At 63.0% G+C, this 24,656-nt stretch carries 25 protein-coding genes and 2 tRNA genes; 12 read left to right on the top strand and 15 right to left on the bottom strand.

What is annotated here, in order from left to right:
- Positions 1-170 precede the first annotated feature (170 nt).
- On the top strand, positions 171-1,802 hold the full coding sequence (locus CHB87_RS09855) for a S41 family peptidase (RefSeq protein ID WP_089408267.1): 1,632 nt from the start codon (positions 171-173) through the stop codon (positions 1,800-1,802).
- Between the two features lie 82 nt (positions 1,803-1,884).
- Positions 1,885-2,106, top strand: a complete 222-nt coding sequence (locus tag CHB87_RS09850) for a hypothetical protein (RefSeq protein ID WP_089408266.1) — start codon at positions 1,885-1,887, stop codon at positions 2,104-2,106.
- A gap of 41 nt (positions 2,107-2,147) precedes the next feature.
- Here CHB87_RS09850 and CHB87_RS09845 read toward each other — a convergent pair.
- The 4 genes from CHB87_RS09845 to CHB87_RS09830 form a co-directional block, all read right to left on the bottom strand.
- Positions 2,148-2,222 (bottom strand) — tRNA-Gly (locus CHB87_RS09845).
- A 67-nt stretch (positions 2,223-2,289) separates the two neighbouring features.
- Entirely contained in the window at positions 2,290-2,937 is a 648-nt protein-coding gene (locus CHB87_RS09840; protein WP_089408265.1) for a LutC/YkgG family protein, read from the bottom strand.
- Positions 2,927-4,384 carry a LutB/LldF family L-lactate oxidation iron-sulfur protein gene (locus CHB87_RS09835; RefSeq protein ID WP_089408264.1) on the bottom strand — a complete coding sequence of 486 codons (1,458 nt, stop codon included), beginning with the start codon at positions 4,382-4,384 and terminating at the stop codon, positions 2,927-2,929. The genes CHB87_RS09840 and CHB87_RS09835 overlap by 11 nt, the downstream gene beginning before the upstream one ends.
- Positions 4,381-5,124, bottom strand: a complete 744-nt coding sequence (locus tag CHB87_RS09830) for a (Fe-S)-binding protein (protein WP_089408263.1) — start codon at positions 5,122-5,124, stop codon at positions 4,381-4,383. The genes CHB87_RS09835 and CHB87_RS09830 overlap by 4 nt, the downstream gene beginning before the upstream one ends.
- Before the next feature lie 129 nt (positions 5,125-5,253).
- Here CHB87_RS09830 and CHB87_RS09825 point away from each other — a divergent pair, with 129 nt between their 5' ends.
- The gene (locus tag CHB87_RS09825; RefSeq protein WP_089408262.1) at positions 5,254-6,441 is read left to right on the top strand and encodes an L-rhamnose/proton symporter RhaT; all 1,188 of its coding nucleotides are present in this window, start codon (positions 5,254-5,256) and stop codon (positions 6,439-6,441) included.
- A gap of 111 nt (positions 6,442-6,552) precedes the next feature.
- On the opposite strand, the gene argG is transcribed toward CHB87_RS09825, so the two are convergent.
- The 4 genes from argG to fbp all read right to left on the bottom strand — a co-directional run bounded on the left by argG (position 6,553) and on the right by fbp (position 9,464).
- Positions 6,553-7,893, bottom strand: coding sequence for an argininosuccinate synthase (gene argG, locus CHB87_RS09820; protein WP_089408261.1), 1,341 nt, complete (start codon positions 7,891-7,893; stop codon positions 6,553-6,555).
- Positions 7,894-8,058: 165 nt separating this feature from the next.
- A tRNA-Ala gene (locus CHB87_RS09815) sits at positions 8,059-8,134 on the bottom strand.
- A 77-nt stretch (positions 8,135-8,211) separates the two neighbouring features.
- Positions 8,212-8,478, bottom strand: a complete 267-nt coding sequence (locus CHB87_RS09810; RefSeq protein ID WP_245817916.1) for an alanyl-tRNA editing protein — start codon at positions 8,476-8,478, stop codon at positions 8,212-8,214.
- Positions 8,478-9,464, bottom strand: coding sequence for a class 1 fructose-bisphosphatase (gene fbp, locus CHB87_RS09805; RefSeq protein WP_089408259.1), 987 nt, complete (start codon positions 9,462-9,464; stop codon positions 8,478-8,480). Before fbp ends, CHB87_RS09810 begins: the two co-directional genes overlap by 1 nt.
- 94 nt (positions 9,465-9,558) lie before the next feature.
- On the opposite strand from fbp, the gene CHB87_RS09800 reads away from it, so the two are divergent.
- Entirely contained in the window at positions 9,559-10,821 is a 1,263-nt protein-coding gene (locus tag CHB87_RS09800; protein WP_089408258.1) for a M24 family metallopeptidase, read from the top strand.
- A 74-nt stretch (positions 10,822-10,895) separates the two neighbouring features.
- Here the strand turns inward: CHB87_RS09800 and ispF are convergent, their stop codons facing one another.
- Genes ispF through ispD form a run of 3 tightly spaced genes read right to left on the bottom strand, consistent with a single transcriptional unit; the run spans position 10,896 to position 12,752 of the window.
- Complete coding sequence (gene ispF / locus CHB87_RS09795; protein WP_089408257.1) at positions 10,896-11,510, bottom strand: 2-C-methyl-D-erythritol 2,4-cyclodiphosphate synthase; 615 nt, start codon at positions 11,508-11,510, stop codon at positions 10,896-10,898.
- 2 nt (positions 11,511-11,512) lie between these two features.
- Positions 11,513-11,977: a GxxExxY protein gene (locus CHB87_RS09790; protein WP_089408256.1), complete on the bottom strand. Its 465-nt coding sequence runs from the start codon at positions 11,975-11,977 to the stop codon at positions 11,513-11,515.
- A gap of 58 nt (positions 11,978-12,035) precedes the next feature.
- Entirely contained in the window at positions 12,036-12,752 is a 717-nt protein-coding gene (gene ispD / locus CHB87_RS09785; RefSeq protein WP_089408255.1) for a 2-C-methyl-D-erythritol 4-phosphate cytidylyltransferase, read from the bottom strand.
- Positions 12,753-12,813: 61 nt separating this feature from the next.
- On the opposite strand from ispD, the gene tilS reads away from it, so the two are divergent.
- From tilS to holA, 6 genes are all read left to right on the top strand, one after another.
- Complete coding sequence (tilS, locus tag CHB87_RS09780) at positions 12,814-13,851, top strand: tRNA lysidine(34) synthetase TilS (RefSeq protein WP_089408254.1); 1,038 nt, start codon at positions 12,814-12,816, stop codon at positions 13,849-13,851.
- A 271-nt stretch (positions 13,852-14,122) separates the two neighbouring features.
- Positions 14,123-16,045 (top strand): ATP-dependent zinc metalloprotease FtsH, encoded by a 1,923-nt coding sequence (ftsH, locus tag CHB87_RS09775; RefSeq protein ID WP_089408253.1) that lies wholly within the window; start codon positions 14,123-14,125, stop codon positions 16,043-16,045.
- 97 nt (positions 16,046-16,142) lie between these two features.
- Positions 16,143-16,754 carry an acyltransferase family protein gene (locus CHB87_RS09770; RefSeq protein ID WP_176441686.1) on the top strand — a complete coding sequence of 204 codons (612 nt, stop codon included), beginning with the start codon at positions 16,143-16,145 and terminating at the stop codon, positions 16,752-16,754.
- On the top strand, positions 16,751-17,212 hold the full coding sequence (locus CHB87_RS09765; protein ID WP_176441685.1) for a hypothetical protein: 462 nt from the start codon (positions 16,751-16,753) through the stop codon (positions 17,210-17,212). Before CHB87_RS09770 ends, CHB87_RS09765 begins: the two co-directional genes overlap by 4 nt.
- Positions 17,213-17,294: 82 nt before the next feature.
- Positions 17,295-17,819 carry an LPS assembly lipoprotein LptE gene (gene lptE / locus CHB87_RS09760; protein ID WP_089408250.1) on the top strand — a complete coding sequence of 175 codons (525 nt, stop codon included), beginning with the start codon at positions 17,295-17,297 and terminating at the stop codon, positions 17,817-17,819.
- Positions 17,819-18,988, top strand: coding sequence for a DNA polymerase III subunit delta (holA, locus tag CHB87_RS09755; RefSeq protein ID WP_089408249.1), 1,170 nt, complete (start codon positions 17,819-17,821; stop codon positions 18,986-18,988). The genes lptE and holA overlap by 1 nt, the downstream gene beginning before the upstream one ends.
- Here holA and CHB87_RS22570 read toward each other — a convergent pair.
- Both CHB87_RS22570 and CHB87_RS09745 read right to left on the bottom strand, forming a co-directional pair.
- The gene (locus tag CHB87_RS22570; protein WP_089408248.1) at positions 18,983-19,357 is read right to left on the bottom strand and encodes a type II toxin-antitoxin system VapC family toxin; all 375 of its coding nucleotides are present in this window, start codon (positions 19,355-19,357) and stop codon (positions 18,983-18,985) included. The genes holA and CHB87_RS22570 overlap by 6 nt on opposite strands.
- Positions 19,358-19,360: 3 nt before the next feature.
- On the bottom strand, positions 19,361-19,609 hold the full coding sequence (locus tag CHB87_RS09745) for a type II toxin-antitoxin system Phd/YefM family antitoxin (protein WP_176441684.1): 249 nt from the start codon (positions 19,607-19,609) through the stop codon (positions 19,361-19,363).
- Positions 19,610-19,692: 83 nt separating this feature from the next.
- Between CHB87_RS09745 and CHB87_RS09740 the strand changes: the two genes are divergently transcribed.
- Positions 19,693-20,718, top strand: a complete 1,026-nt coding sequence (locus CHB87_RS09740; RefSeq protein WP_176441683.1) for a tetratricopeptide repeat protein — start codon at positions 19,693-19,695, stop codon at positions 20,716-20,718.
- 74 nt (positions 20,719-20,792) lie between these two features.
- Here the strand turns inward: CHB87_RS09740 and CHB87_RS09735 are convergent, their stop codons facing one another.
- Both CHB87_RS09735 and CHB87_RS09730 read right to left on the bottom strand, forming a co-directional pair.
- Positions 20,793-21,452, bottom strand: coding sequence for a hypothetical protein (locus tag CHB87_RS09735; protein WP_142988291.1), 660 nt, complete (start codon positions 21,450-21,452; stop codon positions 20,793-20,795).
- A 329-nt stretch (positions 21,453-21,781) separates the two neighbouring features.
- Positions 21,782-23,002, bottom strand: a complete 1,221-nt coding sequence (locus tag CHB87_RS09730; protein WP_176441682.1) for a GGDEF domain-containing protein — start codon at positions 23,000-23,002, stop codon at positions 21,782-21,784.
- A gap of 133 nt (positions 23,003-23,135) precedes the next feature.
- On the opposite strand from CHB87_RS09730, the gene gltX reads away from it, so the two are divergent.
- Positions 23,136-24,647, top strand: a complete 1,512-nt coding sequence (gltX, locus tag CHB87_RS09725; RefSeq protein WP_245817915.1) for a glutamate--tRNA ligase — start codon at positions 23,136-23,138, stop codon at positions 24,645-24,647.
- Positions 24,648-24,656: the final 9 nt, after the last annotated feature.

Below are 24,656 nucleotides of genomic sequence, written 5' to 3'. Positions count from 1 at the left end.
CGCACAGTGGGTATCCGGTCCCACCATTCTATATCTGTCTCCGCTGTGGGTGGCCGGGTGGAGTGCAAATCGAGCATTCTGCTCACCCTGCGGTGTATACTCCGTCCAAAGCAGGATAGCGGCGCAGGTCCGGAATCTGCCCGGCAGCGCCGCCGAGGATACCCCGACTGATGGTTACCAGCACACGCCGCGCACTCTTCTCCGTCACCGTCTTCCTCGCCACCTGCGGCGTTCTGGGCAGCGTCATCAGCCAGAAGGTCGCCGCGCAGTCCGCGTCGGACGAGTCCACTCTGCGCGACTCGCTGCACTCCTTCACCAATGTCTACTCGCTCGTCGAGCAGAACTACGCCGACAAGCTGGATGCCGATCACGTCGACAAGGCCATCTACGACGGTGCCATCCCGGGCATGCTCCACACGCTCGACCCGCACTCTAACTTCTACGATCCAAAGGCCTACGCCCAGATGCGGGAGGATCAGCACGGACGCTACTACGGCGTCGGCATGACCATCCAGCCGCAGAATATCGAAGGCAAGATGAAGATCGTCGTGCTGGTTCCGGCCGAGGGCACGCCCGCCTACCGCGCCGGCATCCGCCCCGGCGACATCATCGAGACGGTCGATGGCAAGTCGGCCGATGGCCTGGACTCCGCCGCCGTCGCCGCCCTGCTCAAGGGACCGCGCGGCACCCATGTCATCGTGCAGATGTCGCGCGAGGGCAAGGACAAGTTTCTCTCGTTCGACCTGATGCGCGATGAGATTCCACGCCACTCCGTCGACCTCGCCTTCCAGCTCAAGCCCGGCATCGGCTACATGCACGTGACTCAGTTCATGGAGACGACCTCCCGCGAGGTCGGCGACGCGCTCGAAAACTTCCAGAAGGATGCCCCGCTCAAGGGCCTGGTCATCGACCTGCGCGGCAACCCCGGCGGTCTGCTGAACGAGGCCGTCAATATGAGCGACAAATTCCTGCAGAAGGGACAGATCGTCGTCTCGCAGCATGGCCGCAGCTTCCCGGATCAGGTCTATCGCGCTTCGAAGGGTGAAGAGGGCCAGGGTAAGTACCCGATCGTCATCCTCGTAAACCGCAACACGGCCTCGGCGGCCGAGATCGTCTCCGGCGCGCTGCAGGATCATGACCGCGCCCTGATCGTCGGCGAGACGACCTTCGGCAAGGGCCTCGTCCAGACCGTCTTCTCGATCAGCCAGAATACCGGCCTCGCGCTGACGACCTTCCACTACTACACGCCGTCGGGACGGCTCATCCAGCGCCCCTACGACCACATGAGCCTCTACGACTACTACTACGTCCGCGACGCCTCGAACCCCAAGGACAACAAGAATCGCGAGGTCAAACTGACCGACAGCGGACGCACCGTCTACGGCGGAGGCGGCATCACGCCGGACGAGAGCATCGAGCAGGTGAAGAGCAACCACGAGCAGGACGTGCTGCTGCAGCACTACGCCTTCTTCAACTTCTCGAAGCACTACCTGGCCAGCCACACGGTCGACAAGAACTTCGTGGTCGACGACGCAGTCCTCAACCAGTTCAAGGACTTCCTGAAGGCAAAGAAGATCGACTACACCGACGCCGACATCACCGCCAATCTGGACTGGGTGAAGGAGAGCATCAAGAGCGACCTCTTCACCTCGCAGTTCGGCCAGTTCGAGGGGCTGAAGGTGCGCGCCGAGTGGGATCCGCAGATCAACAAGGCCGTCAGCTTCATGCCCCAGGCCCAGGCGCTCGAAGAGCACCTGAAGGCCGCACAGAAGAACGTCACCACCGCGCAGAATCAGAAATAACCTGCACGACCCGATCCACACGAAAGGCCGTGCTCCCCAAGAGCACGGCCTTTCCTACTGCCTTGAAACACTGGAGTCTGAAATGCCTTTTCCCATCAAAGTCTGCGTCGTCTGTTCCGAAGAGTTCGAGTTGAAGCCCGACAAGCCCGGCTTCGCCAATCGCTGCTGGGAGTGCAGCACCGCGGAGGCCGACGACGATGGCGGCAAGCAAAAGATGGACGCCGACGAACGCAAATCCATCGCCGAAGCCAACGAAGCCCGCCGCGCGGCGATGAAGAATCTGCTGTACCGCAAGGACAGCTAAAACACGAAGGCGTCACTCATGCGAGCGACGCCTTCAATTCTTGGAGCGGGAGACCGGGATCGAACCGGCGACATTCAGCTTGGGAAGCTGACGTTCTGCCACTGAACTACTCCCGCTCGTACTTCGAATGATAGCGTCTCCAGGGCGGCTCGTCCAACACCGGCATAGGAGACGCTTTCACTTTCAGTGGACCAGAATCACATCCAGAAACCGTGGTCCGTGGACGCCCTTGATGCGCGTCATCTCGATATCCGCCGTCGCCGACGGGCCGGAGATGAAGGTGGTCGCCAGTCCGGCGGTGGCCTGCAGCGCGGAGATCGCCTCCGGCACCGTACCGACCACCTTCGCCACATCGACGACGCAGAGGTGGTAGTCCGGCACCAGCGAACCCGCGCGGCGACCCTGTCCGGCGACGTTCTGGAGCACCAGCGAGCCGGTCTCGGCGATGGCGAGCGTCGCCTCGGTCAGTACGCCGCCGCAGGCGTCCAATTCCGCTGCCGACAGACCTGTGTCGACGGTAAAGTCGACGCCCTCCGGCAGCAGCGCATTGGACAAGCCTAGCGGAATCAACATCTTCGTCGCGCCGCGCGCGGTCAGCATCTTCGCGACGCCGGCCTTGAGGTCGGTCGCTTCGACCTCCAGCACCTGCGCGTCGTAGTCGTGCAGGCGGTCGATGAGGCGCTCGATCAGCTCGGACTTCGTGCCGGTGGAGACACGAACGTAGTCGCGCGGCAGCCCGGCCCAGGCGGCTGCGGCAGCCTCGGGTGTCGCCTTCGTGCCCAGCGCGGATCGGATCTTCGAGAGGATTGCGGTGCGTGCGTCAGTTGCCATGCTTGCCTCCCTTGGCATCCGCACGCTTCTCCCACCAGTCGCGGAAGGTCTCCTTCGGCATCTCCTGCAGGTCGCGCACCTGGGTCCAGCCGCCGAGCAGGCCGGGCAGCCAGCCGATCCAGCCTTCGCCGTTCCCGTCCTTGCGCACCAGCGGCGTCTCGGCCATGCGGCCGAAGCGCTGCGCCGCGCGGAAGCGGGCCTCGCTGCGGAAGATCATCGCCATGCCGCGCATCGCGAGCGCCTCCGGACCGAACGGCCCGTTCTGCTTCACCACCTTGTTGCGCAGGTGGATGAGCACCTCCGGGATGTTGATCTTGACCGGGCAGACCTCGTAGCAGGCGCCGCACAAGGACGAAGCATAGGGCAGCGTCTGCGCGTGGTGCATCTCCTGCAACTGCGGCGTCAGGATGGCGCCGATGGGCCCGGCGTAGACCGAGCCATACGCATGCCCACCGGTCTGCCGGTAGACCGGGCAGGCGTTCTGGCAGGCGCCGCAGCGGATGCAGTTCAGCGTCTGGCGGCCCTCTTCGTCGGCCAGAATCTCCGTGCGCGCATTGTCCATCAGAATGACGTGGAAGGCCTTCGGGCCGTCGCCGGGGTGGACGCCGGTCCAGACCGAGTTGTACGGATTCATGCGCTCGCCGGTGGCCGAACGTGGCAGAAGCTGCAACAGAACTTCGAGGTCCTGGAAGCGCGGGACGACCTTGTCGATGCCAGCGATCGTGATGAGTGTCTCCGGCAGCGTGAGACACATGCGCCCGTTGCCCTCGCTTTCGACGACGCAGACGCCGCCGGTCTCGGCGATGAGGAAGTTCGCGCCGCTGACGCCGGTTTTCACCTTCAGGAACTTCTCGCGCAGGAAGAGCCGCGCCGCGTCGGCGAGGTCCTGCGGGGTGTTGCCGAGGTCGGGCAGGTTCATCTCGCGCTGGAAGATCTCGCGAATCTGCTGGCGGTTCTTATGCAGCGCCGGGACGACGATGTGCGAGGGCTGGTCTTTACCAAGCTGGATGATGAGCTCGGCGAGGTCGGTCTCGTAGGGACGAATGCCCGCGGCTTCGAGCGCCGTGTTGAGCTGAATCTCCTCCGTCGTCATGGACTTGATCTTGATGACCTCATTCGATCCCGAGGCCTTCACCAGGTCGATGACGATGCGCTTCGCCTCTTCGCCGTTGCGCGCCCAGTGCACGACGCCACCCGCAGCCGTGCAGTTGCGCTCGAACTGTTCGAGGTACACGTCGAGGTGCTTCATGGTGTGCTCGCGCAGGCTCTTGCCGGCCTCGCGCAGGCCTTGCCAGTCGGGCATCTCGCCGACGACCTTGGCGCGCTTGTTCTGGATGACGTCGGTCGCGTGGCGCACGTTCTTGCGCAACTGCGTGTCGCCCATCAGCTTGTGGGCGGCCATGGGGAAGGTGGGTGCCGTCCGTGGGTCTAACGCCGTTCCGCTCATGCGATCACCGCCCCGTCTTCGCTCGCAAGAATCTCCGCGAGATGGATCGTGCGCACCGGCGTCCGCTGGCGATGCAGCGCGCCCTGGATGTGCATCAGGCAGCTATTGTCGCAGGCGGTACATGCTTCCGCCTTGGTATTCAAAATTGCGTTGGTTTTTTCAGCCAGCATGGCGCTCGAGACCTCCGCGTTCTTGACCGCGAAGGTGCCGCCGAAGCCGCAGCACTGTTCGAGTCCTGCGATCTCGACGAGGTCGATTCCCTTCACCGCGCGCAGAAGCTGCTGCGGACCGTCGCCCAGACCGAGGTTGCGCAGGCCGTGGCAGCTCGCGTGGTAGGTCACCTTGTGCGGGTAGTAGGCGCCGACGTCGGTCAGGCCCAACCGCTTGGTCAGGAACTCCGAGAACTCGTAGACGTTCGGCAGCAGCTTGTTCAGCTCGGCCGTCAGCTCCGGCTTGCCGATGTGCTCGGCCATGATCGGGTAATGATCGCGCATCATCGCAACGCAGGAGGACGACGGCACGACGACCGCCTCCGCCCCCTTGAACTGGGCGACGAAGCGTTCGAGCAGCGGCATGGCCTCGGCCTGATAGCCGGTGTTATAGTGCATCTGGCCGCAACAGGTCTGTCCGGCGGGAAACTCGACCGTATGGCCGAGCCGTTCCAGCACCCGCACCACGGATTTACCCGTATCTGGAAACAACGTGTCGTTATAGCAGGTGATGAAGAGCGAGACTCGCAGACAAACCTCCGAAGACCGTGGCGCGCCGTGACCGGCAACCTATTCAATAGAGAGTATATTTCCCATACGCACTTTGCGTCAGCTAAGATGGTACCGCTTTCACACTAAACTCTTCACCCTGAGGCTTCCGTGGGTCCAAATCCGTTTCTTGGCGTTATCTTTCATTGGATCGGCGGCTTCGCCTCCGCCACCAACTTCATCCCATTCCGCGGAATCAAGCGGTGGTCGTGGGAGATCTACTGGCTCATCCAGGGCATTGCCGCCTGGCTCTTCGCTCCGATCGTGCTGGCGTCGCTGCTGGTGCCCCACCTTTTTACCATCCTGCATAATGCCCCGTCGAAGAGCCTTGGCTATGCGATCCTCTTCGGCGCGCTCTGGGGCGTCGGCGGCCTGACCTTCGGGCTGGCGATCCGCTACCTCGGCATCGCGCTCGGATACGCCATCGCGCTGGGCCTCTGCACGGTATTCGGCACGCTCATTCCGCCCATCTACAACGGGCAGATGGGCGCCATCGCGCATGAGCGCTCCGGCCAGTACATCCTGCTGGGCATCCTGGTCTGCGTGATCGCCGTCGCGGTCAACGGTATGGCCGGTCTGTCGAAGGAAAAAGAGATCACCCCGGAAGAGAAGGCCGAGGCAGGCGAGCGCGACTTCTCCTTCGTCAAAGGCATCACCATCGCGGTGCTGGCCGGCTTCATGAGCTCGTTCTTCGCCTTCGGACTCTCCGCCGGCGCGCCGATCGCGGAGCTTGCCAAAGCCGAGCTTCTGGCACAGCACAAATCCGATCTGTGGCAGAACCTGCCCGTGCTGGTCGTCGTCCTGTGGGGAGGCTTCATCACCAACTTCGTCTGGACGGCGATCCTGATCCTGAAGAATCACAGCGGCGGCCAGTTCCTGGGCGAGCCGGGACGCAACCCGATGCGCGCAGCCGCTCCCTCGGGCGATACGCTGGCCGACTTCAACCCGCTGGACATGGGTCCGGACTTCTCGCTGCGGCTTTCGGGCGGCACGCTCGTTCGCAACTACATCTTCGCGGCGATGGCCGGCGTCATCTGGTACTTCCAGTTCTTCTTCTACTCCATGGGCCAGACGAAGATGGGCAAGTACGACTTCTCCAGTTGGACGCTGCACATGGCGAGCATCATCATCTTCGCCACGCTGTGGGGCCTGGCCCTGAAGGAGTGGCGCGGCACCAGCGCACGCACCAAGGGCCTGGTAGCAATCGGCCTGGCGCTGCTGATCGGCTCGACCATCATCGTCGGCTACGGCAATTACCTGCAGGCAGCGGTTACGGCTGTGAAGACCGCGGCACAGTAAGAAAAGGCCTGACACCGATTTAAACCGATGAAACCGATCAAAGACGGAAGATATACTTTTCTCCGTTCCTGATCGGTTTCATCGGTTTAAATCGGTGTTAAGTTTTTGGTCTTATTCCTTATCGCCCGCGCTGCTCAGTTGCGGCATCTCGGTTCCCTTGCTCAGGGTCAGCAGACCGGTCTGCGCGTAGGTGAGCAGCTTGGCGCGGGTGTCCGTGATGTCAAGATTGCGCATCGTGAGCTGGCCGATGCGATCGCGTGGCGAAAAGGTCGATTCGCCCTTCTCCATCGTCAGCCGCTCAGGCTGGAAGGTCAGGTTCGGCGAGTCGGTATTCAGGATGGTGTAGTCGTTGCCGCGACGCAGCTCGAGCGTCACCGTGCCGGTGATGGGCTTGGCGACCCAGCGCTGTGCGGCCTCGCGCAGCATGATGGCCTGCGGATCGAACCAGCGTCCCTGGTAGAGCAGACGGCCCAGCTTGCGGCCGCTGTCGCGATACTGCTCGATCGTGTCCTCGTTGTGGATGCCGGTGATCAGTCGCTCGTACGCGATGAAGAGCAACGCCAGGCCGGGCGACTCGTAGATGCCGCGGCTCTTGGCCTCGATGATGCGGTTTTCGATCTGGTCGGACATGCCGAGGCCGTGGCGGCCGCCGATGCGGTTGGCCTCGAGCATCAGCTCGACCGGATCGGGGTACTCGACGCCATTCAGCGCGACCGGGAATCCCTCTTCGAAGCGGACCGTGATCTCTTCGCGCTTGATCTCGACGTCATCCTTCCAGAAGGCGGCGCCCATGATCGGAACGACGATCTTCATCGAGCTGGTCAAGAGTTCGAGGTCCTTGGCTTCGTGCGTCGCGCCGAGGATGTTCGAATCCGTCGAGTACGCCTTTTCGGACGACATCTTGTAACCGAAGCCGGACTTCGCCATGAAGGCCGACATCTCCGCCCGGCCGCCAAGCTCGTCGATAAACGTCGCGTCGAGCCACGGCTTATAGACCTTCAGCTCCGGATTGACCAGCAGGCCGTAGCGGTAGAAGCGCTCGATGTCGTTGCCCTTGAAGGTCGAGCCGTCGCCCCAGATGTTGACGTCGTCTTCCTTCATCGCCGTGACGAGCATGGTTCCGGTCACAGCCCGGCCGATGGGCGTGGTGTTGAAGTACGTGACGCCGGCGGTGGTGATGTGGAAGGCGCCGGACTGCAGCGCGGCGATGCCCTCGCGCACGAGCGGCCCACGGCAGTCGATCAGGCGAGCCTTCTCGGCGCCGTATTCGAGCGCCTTGCGCGGAATCTCTTCGTAATCGGCCTCGTCGGGCTGGCCGAGGTTGGCGGTGTAGGCGTACGGCAGGGCGCCCTTCTGCTTCATCCAGTGAAGCGCGGCGCTGGTGTCGAGCCCGCCCGAGAAGGCGATGCCCACCTTCTGGCCAAGGGGCAGGGTTTCGAGAATGACGGACATGTGTTTTGAGACCTCTAAGGGTTTCAGCGAACGCTGAAAGATTCTTCCCTATTCTACTTGGCATCCACGCGGCAGACGCGATCAAGGGGCCAGATTCACGACCGCGTCATAAAAAGCATACGGCGACACCGAAGTGTCGCCGTCTCGTCTCCCGCGCAGATTCTTTGGTGGAGTTGAGCGGGATCGAACCGCTGACCTCCTCGTTGCGAACGAGGCGCTCTCCCAACTGAGCTACAACCCCATGCCGTGACCGCCGCCTTATGCAGGCATCGCTATCCCGGTGGACCTACGTCAGTGTAACAGTGTTTGCCATGCGGCTCAAGCGGCCACATGCCGGCTGCCGACCACGTCGGTTCCGGCAGCCAGCGGTTTTTCCACCATATGCCAGACGACGCCCTCCTCGTCGACCGACACCGCTACGACAGGAATTTCGAGCCGCGTGCCGCTGCGTGTGACGGCCTCGAGGACGCCCGTATCGCCGGGGACGAACTCCGTGCGGTCGAGCGACATCTGCCAACGGCCGTGGATGCCAGTACGCGACTCCAGCCGGATATCGGCGACCACTGCTGCGAACGAATCTGCCACTACGCCTCCAGACATTTCGCGAGCGTCTCCATCTCGAACCTGCTGCCGACCATGAACGGCGTCCGCTGGTGGATGCCCCTGGGCTCGATCTCAAGGATGCGTCCCGTGCCGTTCGTGGCCATACCGCCGGCCTGCTCGGCGATGAAGGCGAGCGGGTTGGCCTCGTACAGCAGGCGCAGCTTGCCGCCGGGCTGTTTCGCGGTCGGCGGATAGAGGAAGACGCCGCCCTTCAGCAGGGTGCGGTGGAAGTCCGCGACCAGGCTGCCAATGTAGCGCGAACTGTAGGCCTTGCCCGCCTCGCCCTCGCGGAGCTGGCGCAAATACTCCTGGTAGCCAGCCGGAAACTGGCTGGCGTTGGCCTCGTTCACGCTGTAGTACTGGCCCTGCTCGGGCATCTTCATGTTCTCCTGCGTGGTCACGAAGGCGCCGATCGTCGGGTCGAGCGTGAACGAATGCACGCCATTGCCGGCCGTGTAGACGAAGACCGTCGACGGGCCGTAGACGACGTAGCCTGCCGCGACCTGCTTCGTTCCCGGCTGCAGGATCGAGGCGTCGAGATCGCCCTCGGCCGCCGGCAGCCGCTTGTGAATGCTGAAGATCGTTCCGACATTCACGTTCACGTCGATGTTCGACGAGCCGTCGAGCGGGTCGAAGATGATGATGTATTTGCCGGTCTCGGGACTGCGGTCGAAGGTGACCGGCTCTTCGTCTTCTTCAGAGACGAGCGCGGCGACGGTGTCGCGCAGGCCCAGGCAGTGCAACATCACCTGATTGGCGTAGACGTCGAGCTTCTGCTGCTGCTCGCCCTGCACGTTTTCGGCGCCAAAGGCCCCCAGCACGTCGCCCAGACCGGCGGTGCGGATCTTGGCTTCGATGATCTTGGTCGCCAGCGTGATGCCGCTGAGCAGATAGCTGAAGGTCCCGCTGGCCTCCGAGCCAAACTCCTGTTGCTGCTGCTGAAGGTGCTGCTGCACGGTGATGATCATGTTGGGAAACTTTCCTCGCCACACCATCCTATCCGCAACCGGAAACAATTTCGAGAATGCAGACCGCTAACCGCCCCGTACACTGAGGATTACCATGCCGACACGACGCCGATTCCTCCGCTCCGCCGCTGCTCTGCCTGCCGTCCTCGCCATGCCCGTGGTGGGTGAGACCGCGCCAACGGCCAGCGCATTGCCGCCGCCCATCGCAGCGTTGAAAGACCGCAGCCGCGAGGCCGCGCCGATCTCCACCGCCGAGCGGCAGGCGCGCGCAGACAGAGCACGCGCGCTGATGGCCGAAAAGAAGATCGGCGCGCTCTGCATCACCGGCGGCGCCTCGCTCAGCTACTTCACCGGCATCCATGCGGGGCAGTCGGAGCGGCTCTTCGCCTGGATCCTGCCTTCCAGCGCCGCACCGTATATCGTCTGCCCGGCGTTTGAAGAGGCTCGCATGACCGAGCAACTGGCGCAGATCCCCGACGGCGCCCGCACGAAGATCTACACCTGGAACGAGGACGAAGATCCCCACAAGCTGCTGGTGCAGCATCTGCCCGCGGGCTCGCTCGCCATCGACGAGCGCGTGCAGTTCGTCTTCGCCCAGCGCATCGCCGAGGCCGACCCCACGCGCCGGATCGTCTCCGGCATCCCGATCACGGCCGGCTGCCGCGCGATCAAGTCGCCCGCCGAGCTGGCCCTGATGCAGCTTGCGAACGACATCACGCTTTCGGTCTACCGCGCGGCCTGGCAATCGGCAGGACCGGGCATCACCAATCGCGGCTTCACCGATCTGATCGACCGGGGCTACGCACGTTGCGGCGTCGAGGGCGAGGCATCCTGCCAGGTGGGCGAGTGGTCCGCGCTGCCGCACGGCTCGCTCAAGCCGCAGGTGATCCGCGAGGGCGAGATCGTCCTCATCGACGATGGCTGCGTCGTCGAGGGCTACCAGTCGGACATCTCGCGCAGCTTCGTCTACGGCAAGCCGACCGACAAGCAGCAGAGGGTCTTCGAGACGGTCCACCGCGCACAGGCCGCGGCTCTGGCAGCCGCACGACCCGGCGCGCCGTGCCAGACCATCGACATCGCCGCGCGCAAGGTCGTCACGGACGCGGGCTTCGGGCCGGGCTACAAATTCTTCTCGCACCGGCTGGGCCACGGCATCGGCATGGACATGCACGAGTGGCCGTATCTGGTCGGCGGCAATATGCAGCCGCTCGAAGTGGGTATGTGCTTCTCGGACGAGCCGGGCATCTATATCCCCGGCGAGTTCGGCATCCGGCTGGAGGACGACTGGCACATGACGCCCGACGGCGGCAAGCTCTTTACGCCGCAGAGTCCTGGGCTGGAGCATCCGTTCGGGTGAACGCATGCCACAAATAAATCGGCCAGCCACGATCTCTCGCGGCTGGCCGGTTGTCTAAGCCCTGCTCCCTGCTCTTACGTCAGGTCGTCCGTATCGAACGCAGGCATCTTCCGCCCAAGCGCCGAAGTGTCCCGCACCCCGACGACCAGGCTTTCGACGACCTCATTGACCTCGCCGATATCGGCAGTGGCGGTCATCGCACGCGGCTCGCCCGGCTCGGCGAGGCTTTCGAGCAGCACCGTCGCATAGGCCACGGCGACGCCATCCTGATTCAGCCCCTCAGGCGTCTTGGCCTTGATGCCGACGTCGCCCGGCTTCACCCCCAGCAGATCGGCCACGCGCTGACGCATCTCGCCTGCGATGGGGACAATCTTCGGCCGCATCAGCACGAGCACGGTGTCGATGTTGACGATGCGGTAGCCGGCGGTTGCAACCTCTTCGAGCGCCGTCTCCAGAAAGACGCTCGAATCGGCGCCCTTCCAGCGCGGGTCGCTCGGCGGGAAGAACGTTCCGATATCGCCGGCCGAGACCGCGCCCAGTAGAGCGTCGGTGATCGCATGCAGCAGCACGTCGCCGTCCGAGTGGCCCGCAAGACCCTCCGTATGCTCGATCTTCAGCCCGCCGATGACCAGCGGAACGCCAGGCTTGAACGCATGCGAGTCAAACCCCTGCCCAATTCTCATCCCCATCTTTACCTCACTTCGGCAGAAGGCTTGACACCGATCTGCACCGAGTTCACCGATTTTTCTATCCGCTTCTTGGCTTCGTTATCCATTACAAATCTCTTGAACCTGGGTGCGGTTCCAAAGTTCATGAGCAGAGCTACTTCGATTGTTGTCGCTCTCAGATAATGCAATGTCTGGCTTTCGTGCTCGCGTACCAAGGCATCGCAAGCCTTCAACTCAATCAAAACTCTATCGTTCACGATCAGATCGGCCCGAAAGATTCCTACCACCGCGCCGCGGAAATGAACAGGCACCGGAACCTCTACAGCCACTGTAAATCCAGATTGGACCAATGCCAGCCGCATGGCCTCCCGATACACCGATTCGAAAAAGCCATAGCCCAGTTCGTTATACACATCAAAGAAGACCCCAATGATGCTCTGAGTAAGCTCGTCATGCTTACCGCGAACTGGCCGATTCTCAACGCTCATGCCTTAAAGTCTTTCATCATGATCTGGTTTTGATCGGTTCAATCGGTGAAAATCGGCGTTAAGCCTTCGCCTGCCCCAGGTAAAACTCCGCGAGTTCGAGGTCTCCCGGCTGTGTGATCTTGAAGTTTTTCGCTGAACCGGCGACGACGTGGACCTCAATCCCAGCGCGTTCGAGCACGCTCGCCTCGTCCGTACCTTCAAAGCCGTCGGCTTTGGCTTCGTCGAAGGCCTTCTTCAGCAAGCCGTACTTCGCGCCCTGCGGCGTCTGCGCATGGACCACGCGCTCGCGTGGAATGGTCGAGGTGACGATCGCGCCGTCCGCCGTCCGCTCCACCTGCTTGATCGTATCGACCGCAGGCAGCCCGACGATGGCGGCGCCATGCTTTTCGACCGCGTCGATCGTCCGCTCGATCGTCGCGGGGTCGATCAGCGGCCGCACAGCGTCATGCACCAGCACGATGTCGTCCGCCTCGGCTTCGAGCAGCGCAATGCCGTTCGCGACCGAGTCCTGCCGCTGCGCGCCGCCTTCGACGACCTCGACCTTGCCGTCGAGCCCGTATTCGGCCACCAGCGCCTGCACCCGGTCGATCTCGGTCGCGCGCACCGCGACCAGCACCGACGCGACCGAGGCCACCGCCGCAAACGCACGCAGCGTATGCACCAGCACCGGCACGCCGGCGATTGCCAGAAACTGCTTCGCGGCCACGGGCGTGCTGCCGCCCGAAGACATCCGCGTTCCGATACCCGCTGCTGGAAGAATCACAAAGACACGCATAGCCCATCCACTATAACAAGACCGGCGGCGAAAGCCGTGGTCCATCTATTCTTGAGGTTGAATGCTTACCCTACCCCGCCACCACTTCACCCCGGGCGACCGTCTCTGCGTCGCCATCTCCGGCGGCGCCGATTCCGTCGCCCTGCTGCTGCTGTTGCACGAGGCGAACACCGCCGCCCGCAACGCGCTGGGCGTCGGGTTGTCCGCCGTCCACATCCACCACGGTCTGCGTGCCGAGGAGTCGGACGGCGATCAGCAGTTCGTCGTCGAACTCTGTCAGCGGCTCGAAATCCCCCTCCACCTGCACGGAGTCGACACGCTGGCCCACGCCTCGGCCAACCGCCTCGGAATCGAAGAGGCCGCCCGCAACCTGCGTTACGCCGCCTTCCACACCTTATTGAACGAGGGCAAAGAGGACACGATCCTAACCGCGCACACCCTCGACGATCAGGCCGAGACCGTTCTGATGAAGCTGCTGCGCGGCGCCTGGACCGAGGGCCTCAGCGCGATTCACCCGGCACTTGCGCTCCCGAGGGGCAAAATTCTTCGTCCGCTGCTCGGTCTGCGGCGGGACGACCTGCGGACGTACCTGAAATCGAAGGAGCAGCCCTGGCGCGAGGACTCCTCCAACGCCGACGAGGCCTTCACCCGCAACCGCATCCGGCATACCGTCCTGCCGCTTCTCCGCGAGGAAAATCCTGGCCTCGACCAGACCCTTGCCAACATGGCCGAGATCGCCCGCGACGAGGAGGCCCGCTGGCAGGTCGAACTCGCCCGTCTGCTCCCGCAGGTCGTCCTGCCGGGCAAGCCGGTGCGTGGCGGCGGTCGGTCGAACTCCACCGCGCCGGGCGAAGCCGCTGTGGCCATTGAGCTGGAGCGTCTGCGCGCAATGGACCCGGCCCTGCGCCGGCGGGTAATCCGCGCGGCCGCCCGGCAGATCGGGGCGCGCATCTCGTTCGAGGAGACCGGCCGCATTCTCGCGCTGGGCGGATTCCAGGCAGATCCGACCGTCCCGAGCAAGCCCGGAGCGATCCTGAAGCTGGCCAACGGCGTGGTCGCGGAGCGCTCCGCGCGCGAAATTCGCATGGCCAGGGGCTGAACCGGCGGTTGAGTTCAGCCCAAACGGTAGGCTTCCAGCCGGGTTAGAGGCTTCTTAAGTGTGCATCTCACACACAAGGCGTAGAATCTTATGTGATTGAGCAGGCGTATATCAAATAGACTGGTGAGTGCCGGTACGCCAGATCGAAATGAAGGCGTCTAACGCTGTAGCAGGACGCCGCAGAGGACGCCGGAGGTTGCAGGCATCTCCTCCGAAGTTCGGCAAGTGAAGTAATATAAGGGCTTTCGTACCAACCATGAGGGAAATCCGCTTGAACTCGACCGTCAAACAAATTCTGATGTGGGTCTTCCTGGTAGCCTGCTGCGTCATTCTTTGGCAGTTTGTGGCCAAAAGCGCTGGCGTGGGCAAGGAAAAGAGCGTCAATCTGTCGCAACTGCAGAACGACGCGGACCAGGGCAAGATCAACGACGTCACCATCAATGGCACCGACGTTACCGGCCATTACCGCGGCGACGATAAAAACGAGTTCCACACCACCATTCCGGCCAGCTACCCCGATCTCTACAAGGATCTGATCCAGCACGGCGTCAGCGTCACCAACAAGGATCAGAGCCAGAGTGTGTGGGTGAACGCCCTCATCTCGCTCGCTCCCGTGGCCCTGCTGCTTTTGCTCTTCCTGTTCATGATGCGGCAGATGCAGTCCGGCGGAAACAAGGCGATGAGCTTCGGCAAGTCGCGCGCCCGCCTGCTCTCCATGCAGCAGAAGAAGATCACCTTCAAGGACGTCGCCGGCGTGGACGAGGCCAAGGAGGAGCTCAAGGAGATCATCGAGTTCCTGCGCGAGGCTCAGAAGTTCCAGCGCCTCGGCGGTCGCATCCCCAAGGGCGTGCTGCTCGTCGGACCTCCGGGAACCGGCAAGACCCTGCTTGCCCGCGCCGTCGCGGGTGAGGCGAACGTGCCGTTCTTCTCGATCTCCGGTTCGGACTTCGTGGAAATGTTCGTCGGCGTCGGCGCCAGCCGCGTCCGCGACCTGTTCGAGCAGGGCAAGAAGAACGCGCCCTGCATCATCTTCATCGACGAAATCGATGCCGTGGGACGTCACCGCGGCGCAGGTCTCGGCGGCGGACATGACGAGCGCGAGCAGACCCTGAACCAGCTTCTGGTCGAGATGGACGGATTCGAGTCGAACGACGGCGTCATCCTCGTCGCCGCGACCAACCGCCCCGACGTGCTCGATCCCGCGCTGCTGCGTCCGGGCCGCTTCGACCGCCGCGTCATGGTCGATCGCCCCGACATCCGCGGCCGCGAAGAGGTTCTGCGCGTCCACTCGAAGAAGGTACCGATGGCGGAGGACGTCAACCTCGGCGTACTCGCACGCGGAACACCGGGCTTCTCCGGCGCCGACCTGGCCAACATGGTCAACGAGGCTGCGCTGACCGCTGCACGGTTCAACCGCAAGGCCGTCCATATGTACGACTTCGAAGTCGCCAAGGACAAGGTCATGATGGGCGCCGAGCGCAAGTCCATGCTGCTCTCGGACGACGACAAGAAGGACACGGCCTATCACGAAGCCGGTCACGTTCTCGTCGCCGCCATGCGCGATCACTCCGACCCGCTCCACAAGGTCACGATCATCCCGCGCGGTATGGCTCTGGGCGTCACGATGCATCTTCCCGAGGAAGACAAGCACACCGTCACCAAGGACTACCTCGATACGCAGCTCGCCGTGCTGATGGGCGGACGTTGCGCGGAGGAGATCTTCATGGGCCGCAAGACGACCGGCGCCGGCAACGACATCGTGCGCGCCACCGAGCTGGCCCGCCGCATGGTGTGCGAGTTCGGCATGTCGGACATGGGACCGCTGACCTATGGCAAGAAGGAGCAGGAGGTATTCCTCGGACGCGATCTGGCTCAGGCCCGCGACTACTCCGAAGACACCGCCCGCAAGATCGACGCCGAGGTGCGCAGCTTCGTGGATGCGGCCTACAACTCGGCCTATTCGATCCTCAACAACAACCAGGACATCATGCACCGCATGGCCACCGCCCTGCTGGAGCGTGAGACGCTCGACGCCATCGAGATCAAGCTGATCATCGAAGGCAAGGAGCTGCCCGCCGCCAAGTCGCCTCTCTCGGCCCCGGACCCCGGCGCCGGCGGAGACGTCCAGAAGGTGCTGAAGCCCGAGAACGGTCGCAAGACCGGCTTCAACGAAGGACAGCCCAGCCCGGCGTAGTTTTTATTGCATGTCAAATGGCAAAGGCACAGCTTCCGAGCTGTGCCTTTGCTATTTTCTAGAGATGCCAGTCTCCCTCTTCAGAGTTTCGAAATCCATGACCAGCGTTCGCCTCGACGAGCATGAACACGGGAAGAACAACAATCTGAATCTGATTCGACTGATTCTTGCCTCCCTGGTGATCCTTTCTCACTGCTGGATCCTGCTCGGGGGAGTGGAGACCGAACCGCTGTACAGACTGACTGGCAATCTGGATCTGGGCGGCGTAAGCGTCATTGGCTTCTTCTTCATCAGTGGCTATCTGATCCTGAAGAGCGGCTTACGGTGGAGCAGCCCACAACACTACGTGGCGGCTCGTGCTCTGCGTATCTTCCCCGCACTCCTGCTTTCCGTAGTTCTATGCGCCGTCGTCCTCGGACCTTTCGCGACGAAGCTTTCGATCCCGGATTACGTGTTGAACCCACTTACGCGGCAGTTTTTTTGGCAAGCCACCCTGCACAAGGTGCACCTCGCGCTGCCTGGCGTCTTTCAGGACGGACGACGTCTTCAGGAGGTCAACGCGCCGCTCTGGACCCTGCCGACCGAATGGACGATGTATACGACCGTCATGACGATCTGTCTCCTGCATAAATGGAGGTTCTCTCTCGATCGATCAGCCTGGCGACCGGCGCGGCAGTCCTTTTCGCCATCCTGCTTACGCTGCAGATGATGCCTCTGCAATGGCCCTTTCCTACAGTATGGATAGAGGCGTTCGCGCTGGGGTCGACCGGCTATCTATTCAGGAGGCACATCCGCCTGTCGATTCCACTTGCGCTACTCGGGTCGACCTTATCGCTGACAGCCTTGCACTACCACGTTCGCGGCCTGCGCTTAGTCTTTTTCATGATCACCTTTGGTTACTCTCTCTTGACCTTCGGCTTCCATCCGAAGGTCCACTACGCGAAATTTCATCGGATCGGCGATTACTCCTACGGGCTCTACATTTTCGCGTTTCCGATCCAACAAATCTTCCTGACGCATTTCAACCGGCCGCTCGCTCTGTTTGCCATCAGTTATCCGATCTCGCTCGTCGCCGCGATCGTTTCATGGCATTTCATCGAATCTCCCAGCCTTGCCTTCAAAGACAGCCTACGCAGGCGTTTCTCATCGTCGTCTTCCAGAACATAACCGCCCATCGCCCCGTACCATCCCCACTACCCCTTCCCACAGCATCCCCACAGCCTGCTGGTGCGACAATAGACCAGCAAGCATGCGTGGAAATCTTCTCACTCTCTGCCTCCTCATCCCCGCGCTAACCGGCTGCGACTATCACACCGCCGGCTCGGCGACGCATCTGCCCGCCAATGTGCGGACCCTCGCCGTGCCCGTCTTCCAGACCAGGGCGCAGGCCTTCCACACCGAGATGTCCTTCACCAAAGCCGTCGTGCGCGAGCTGGACACGCGCACGAAGTACCGCGTGCTGCAGTCCGACAAAGACATGCCCGACGCCGACGCGACGCTGACCGGGACGATCCTCTCGCAGTCGGCCTCGCCCCTGACCTACGATTCATCCTCCGGCCAGACCTCCAGCTACCTCATCACGATCAGGGCGAAGGTGGTGCTCAAGGCGCACGACGGCCGTGTACTCTACGAGAACGATGCGCTGGCCTATCGCGAGCAGTACCAGTCCACGCAGGATCTCAGCGGCTTCATCCAGGAGGATGCGCCGGCGGTACAGCGCCTCTCGCGCGACTTCGCCCAGGCGCTCGTCTCCGATATTCTGGAGTCCTTCTAATGGCCGCCATCAAGTCGTTTGCCAGCTCCGACCGGTTCCTTGCCGAGATTCAGACGCCGCAGATCCGGCCCGGCTACGTGCTCGCCGGGGATGAGGCGTTCCTCTACCAGCGCTGTCGCGCGGGCGTGCTCGAAACGCTCGCGCCGCCGGACCAGCGCGACTTCTGCCTGCACGATCTCGACCTCGCCGAGACGACCATCTTCGATATCCTCGACCGCGCGCAGACGCCGTCGCTGATGGCGCCGTTCCAGGTCATCTTCGTCCGCAACCTGAAGACGCTCTACACCCGCGGCGCGAAGAAGGAAGAGTTTGCCGCCATCGACGCGTACTTCCGCCGCCCGAACCCGCAGGCGCTCTTGCTCTTCGTCGCCGAGCACCTGCACATCCCCACCGACCTGCGCCGCATGGATATGCAGGACAAGGAGCGCTACGAGCGCATCCGCGAGACGCTGGGCGAGTGGTGCGGCATGGTCGAGCTCGCCCGCGTGGAAGAGGGCGACGCCGTACGCTGGCTCGCCGAGGCCGCGCTCGCACGCAACATCCGCTTCGACTCCGACGCCGCCCGCGAGCTGGTCGACGCCCTTGGCGCGGACATGATGCTGATCTCGAGCGAGTTCGAGAAACTCTGCCTGTACGTGCAGGGCAAGCACCTGCTTGTCAGCAAAGAGGACATCCCCCAGAACATCACCCTCGGCGACGTCGAGACGATGGTGCTCGCGGCCAAACAGCGCAGCCTGTACGAGCTGACCGACGCCATCAGCTCGAAGGACCGGCCGCGCGCCGTGGCGCTGCTGCACGGGCTGCTGAACGCATCGGACGGCGGCGAGGATTCGGCCATCGGTCACCTCTACATGCTGGCCCGGACCTTCCGCCAGATGCTCATCATCCTCGAAAAGAACGTCCGCGACTCGCGCGCGATCTGGGGTGTGCTGTGGCAGGGCTTCCGTATGCCGCCGTTCGCCGCCGAAGACCTCATCCGCCAGGCCCGCCGCTACCAGAGCCGCAGTGACCTCACGCGCGCGCTACGCCTGATCGCCAAGGCCGACCTCGAGATCCGCAGCTCCCCGCCGGATAAGCGGCTGGTGCTGGAGCGGCTGATCCTCGCGCTGGCCAGCGAGCCCAGACCGCAGACGCCGGAGCTGCTGAATCAGTTCGCGATGGAGCTATAGCAGGAGTTGAATTCCGTACTCCGCGACGCGGCCATCTACAGTCGCAAAGACCAGATCTTCTGCGATTGCTTGGGCCACGAGCATTCTATCGAAGGGATCCTTATGAATCATGGGCAGAGCGGCAGCTCGCTGTCCATGATTTAAGGTGATCGGCAGTTCGATAAATCCGAAGCGGCGGCAAAGAGTCTGCAGCGAATCCACGAGTATTAGCTTCCCGCTCGCCTTCTTAATGCTGAGCTCCCACTCACTCGCGGCGCTGACGAAAACTTCATTCTCCCGGTCACCAATCGCGACGCGTTGAGCTTCGGAAAGTCTCCTTAGGTCCGAGTCCCACCAGAGGGCGATATGCGAGTCCAATAGCAGACGCACGCGTCAGTAGCCCCAATCTTTCAGCTCTTCGTCGCTCATCGGCTCATCGAAATCCGGGGCAATGTAGGTGATGCCTAAAAGATTCTGGCCGCCAACGCGGCTGCCTGGAGGCAGTTCGAGACGAGGAATCAGCACCAGCTTCGTCGCAGCGCGACCGGCGCGCTCGATGACGATCTCTTCGCCGCTTTCGACCCTGTCGAGCAACTCCGCCAGCTTCTCCTGCGCTTCCTGCAAAGCCACGACACTGGCCATCGCGAACCTCCTGCTCGACCTCAGTATATCCACATCGACCAAAGTGATCGATAAACCTTTCATTCCGTTGTACGATAGCGGCCATGCGCAAATCTGTCGGGTCTCGCATCGCCGTTGCAGCGGTCGCATCGCTGCTTGTCTCTACGTCTCTTACCGCACCTGCTCAGGCGAAGCCAGACAGGCCGGTTATGCTCTCCACCTGGTTTGGCGTGGGCGCCATTCCGTTGCCGGCAGGCACGCCGTGGAAGCTGGAAGGGGTGAAGGTCTACGACAAAGGCCAGCGGCCGGTGGCTACCTATCATCGCGAAGACAACTCCGTCACGCTCTCGTATATTGTCTTCGAGAATCTATCCGGCCAGCCGACCGGCAAGGGCTGCCAGGGAGACGTGATCGACCCGCTCGCGGAGCACTTCAAAAAGACAATCTCCGGGCGCGCGGACGGCGAGGTCAAGGACGCAGCCGGCAACGCAATGGCCACGACCTCGTATCTGCTGGAGCTTGCGCCGGGCGTCAAGCAGAAGCAGCACAATCTCTTCGGCTTTGTCGGTACGGCGAAGACCTGCTTCGAGATCCATCTTTCGAATGTCACCAGCAATCCGGCGGATGAGACTGTCATGGCTGAGACCCTTGCAGCCTTCAGGCCTGAACTTGCCTACCAGCCAAACGCGATGGACTACTTCACGCTCGCGTCGCTCCTCTTCCCCACCGAGCCGGGCTCAGCCGCGCCCTACTACAAGGAGTCGCTGGACAGAATGTCCGACGGACCTGAATCCATCACGCCAAGGCGTGTCGCGACGGATCAACTGGTGATCTCGCTGGGCATGAGCGGCGATCTCAAGAACAGCCGCGCGGTGGCGGAGATGGCCGTCGCAAAGGATCCGGACTACCCGCTCAACTACTACAACCTTGCCTGCGCCGACGCCGAGGAAGGCAAAGCGGCCGAAGCGAGACTCCACCTGCAGCAGGCCTTCGACCAGCGCGCCAACGTTCTGCCCGGCGAACAGATGCCCGACCCGGTAAAGGATGACTCCATCCTGAAGCTGAAGAAGGACAAGGCGTTCTGGAGCTGGGTGCAGACGCTGCCGCGAAGCGGTCAGCCGACCGCGTAAAAAGACGCTGATAAACCATAAGCTCCGCACCTCGGTTGTGAGGTGCGGAGCGGGTACTGCGTTCTAAAACTTATTTACTGCTGGACCGGACGTACGACCCAGTTCTCTTCCCCGCGGCGCTCGGAGAGGGCTGCGCCTTCGTTCTCGGCCTTGTAGGCCTTGGGGCATTTCTGAGCAGTCACGAGCAGGTCCTGCACGGTTTCGATGCTGAGCTGGCCGAGCTTCTGGTCGTACTTGCGGCCGGTCTTCGCCATCAGGTCGGAGAAGAGGTCGTCGACCTCCGCGTCGCGCATGCGCAGGTCGCCGCGGAGCGTGTCCGCCATGCGCGTGCGCAGGCCGTAGCGGCAGAAGGGCAGCAGCAGGCGGAAGGCCTCGCGCGCTACCTCGGGCTGAACCTCGTGCTTGGCGGCCGACGAGACGAAGCCGTTCAGCGTCACCGCCTCGCGCCACGTCAGCGGACGATTCTTCTCCTTGCTCCACGCAGCCTGCTTGCGGCTGAGCCAGAAGGCGTAGCCGACCACCGCGAACATGCCGATCAGCACGAAGGGCAGCGCGGCGTTATACGCCTTGCCTACCTGTTCGGTATGGGCCTGCGAGCTGCTGTAAAAGCCGCTGAATAGGTTGTCGAAGAAGTTCTGCGTCCCGCCGAAGTTGAAGACGTAGGCCGTGAAGAGCACTCCGCCGGAGACCATCGAGACCAGCTTGGGCTTCGCGAAGGGCGAGCGCGCGGGCATGATGGGGTCCAACTGATGCGCTGGCGCAACGGTGGGATCCTGTGGAGCGAAGCGTCTTGTTCCCTTCGGTCCCCGACGATCCCGGACCTCATTCTCAGTATTGGGGTTCAATCTTTCGCTCATGGTTTGCACCTTTCAAGTGTCGTGTTCGAATCGATGACGGCCACGTTGTCGTCGCCGGTAAGGGAGAAGACGTCTCTTGAAGGGAGTTGTGGTATGGCCTCAACAAACACAAGATTAGATGGGTACCTTCGTACCTCTCCATCCCCCTTTGGTGGGAGCGGGCCGAACGAAAGCTGGCGCGTGCGAAACCCCGCGGCGGAGGGCAGTTACGCGACCTGGCTGGGTCTCTTCTCCACGCCCAGCAAAGCGCTCTCGGGGCCTTCCGGATAGATCCGGCAGGTGTTGCGCCCGGCTCGTTTGGCGGCGTAAAGCGCCAGATCCGCCTCGTTCAGCAGACCGCTCCACGTCAGCCCCTTGCGCCCTCCGGTAAAGGTGATGCCGAAGCTCGACGTGACCTGCAGGCCCTCTTCGCCCAGGGGAAAGGCGGTCTCGGCGAGCGCGATGCGCAGCCGTTCGACCAGCAACCGTGCGCCGGGCAGCTCGGTGCCGGCCAGCAGCAGCACAAACTCCTCGCCGCCCAGCCGTCCGAGCACGTCCGTCTGGCGCAGATAATGCTGCAAGAGCCCAGCCGTGCGGGTGAGCACCATATCTCCCGCGGCATGGCCGAAGGTGTCGTTGATGCGCTTGAAGTGGTCGAGGTCGGCGACGACGAGAGCGAAGTCCATGCCGAAGCGCACGTACCGGGCCAGCTCCCTTTCACCCGCCAACTGCAGTCCGCGCCGGTTCAGCAGCTCGGTCAACGGGTCCGAGAGCATCTTCAGGTTCAGGTTTGCGTGCAGCCGTACATTCATCATCCAGATGAAGGCCAGCGGCAGGATCGAGCAGGCGACGACATAGACGATGCCGCTTGCGATCTCCACCCGGTTGGCGAACCCGCCGGGCAACTCGCCGGGCATGTGGCCGGTGCGCAGATAGACCGCCACACGAAGGTACTCGACCAGCGCGTAGACGGAGAGGAAGCCGCCCATCGTGGCGCGCGCCCACCGTGTGACGTGGTCGCTGGTGGTGAAGAGCAGCCACGCCGTCAAGGTCGTCTGCAGGGCGAGGATGAGGTCGTTCAGCGTGGAAAGCTCAGCCGACCACCCATTCCCGGCCAGCCCCATATAGAGGTAGAACGGCAGAGAGACGATCGCCATAGCCGCCGAGATCCACAACAGGCGCTTGCCCCGGCCGAGAAAGTGCGCGACCCCGGCATAGTGGAACGCGTACGCGATCGGCGTCGCCTCCATCATCACCGTCACGCGCAGCCAGTGCGGCAAGGCGTGGCCCGCGAGTCCGGCGACGCCATAGACCAAACCCGCCACATAGGCGCATGCCAGCCAGCGCAGACTGCGGTTCTCGCGGTCGTCCCACGCCATCAAAATGAAGACGGCGGCAAAGCAGATCAGTTGCACGTTCTGGATGAAGCCGATCGCGTAGGTCAGCATAGAGCTTACTTGGATGTGGGGCGCCAGAGAAAAGATTACACCCTCGCCCAGGGAATCCGCAGGAGAAGATTGGAACGGAGGATGAATCGGAACCAAATCGGGCCACGCGCCCCCTCCGGCCCATCCTGATACCATGATCTCTGGACCTAACGAACTCATGACCGACCACAGCACCAGCTCCGCCGCACCCATCCGCGTCCGCATCGCCCCTTCGCCCACCGGCGACCCGCACGTCGGCACCGCCTATATCGGGCTTCTGAACTACATCTACGCCAAACAGCGCGGCGGGCAGTTTGTCCTGCGCATCGAGGACACGGACCGCACCCGCTTCGTCGCCACCTCCGAGCAGGAGATCTTCGACTCCCTGCACTGGCTGGGCCTGCAGTGGGACGAAGGCCCGGACGTTGGCGGCCCCTATGGCCCGTACCGCCAGTCCGAGCGCACCGAGATCTACCGCGAGCATGTCGAGTTGCTGCTCGCCAACGGCACAGCCTACAAAGCATTCGAGACCGCCGAAGAGCTCGAGGCGGTCCGCCAGTCGCAGATGGCCGCCAAGCTGCCCTCGCGCTACAACGGCGCGCACCGCGAGCTGACCGCCGCGCAGATCGCCGCGTTTGAGGCCGAGGGCCGGCCGTATGTCGTCCGCCTCAAGGTTCCGGTCGACGGCGAGACCGTCTTCCGCGACGAGCTGCGCGGCAACATCGCCTTTGCCCACAAGCAGGTGGACGACCAGGTGCTGATGAAGTCAGACGGCTTCCCCACGTACCACCTGGCGAACGTCGTCGACGACCACCTGATGCGGATCACCGACGTGATCCGCGCCGAGGAGTGGATCTCGTCCACGCCCAAGCACGTGCTGCTCTACAAGGCGTTCGGCTGGGATCTGCCGCGCTTCTGGCATATGCCTCTGCTGCGCAACGCCGACAAGGGCAAGATCTCGAAGCGCAAGAACCCCGTCTCGCTCATCTTCTACCGGCAGGCCGGCTTCCTGCCCGAGGCGGTCATCAACTTCCTGGGCCTGATGGGCGGCGGCATGCCCGCGCCCACCGAGAAGAACGACACCGCCGAGATCTTCGACATCGCCGGCATGCTGGAGCGCTTCGATTTCGCCAAGATCTCGCTCGGCGGACCGGTCTTCGACCTCGTCAAGCTGAAGTGGCTGAACGGCGAGTACCTGCGCAAGCTCACGCCGGAGGCCTTCTTCCATCAACTGCGCCACGTCCTCTTCTCGGACGACTACCTGCGCCAGATCGCGCCGCTCGTCCAGACGCGCATCGAGACGCTGGGCCAGTTCGGCGACCTCGCGGACTTCTTCTTCCGCGACGACGTCACGCCCGCGGCCGAGGTCTTCGTGCCGAAGAAGCGGACGCTGGAAGAAACGGTCGCCTTCGCCGGCGAACAACTCGCGGTCCTCGAGGGCTGCGACTGGAGCCTCGAAGCCCTGGAAACCACCCTGAAGGCGCTGGGCACGGCGAAGGAGTGGTCGGTGAAGGAGAACTTCATGCTGCTGCGCGCCATCGTCACCGGCCGCACGACCAGCCCGCCGCTGCTCGAAAGCCTGATCGTCTTCGGCAAGGCGCGGTCGCTCGATCGCGTGCGGCGATTTGTGGATGGGCAGAAGAAGCTGGCGAACGGGCGGAAGTAGAAGACAAAC

Origin of the sequence: Granulicella rosea (assembly GCF_900188085.1) — a bacterium.
Lineage (GTDB): Bacteria > Acidobacteriota > Terriglobia > Terriglobales > Acidobacteriaceae > Edaphobacter > Edaphobacter rosea.
This window is presented reverse-complemented; position numbering and strand designations above follow the sequence as displayed.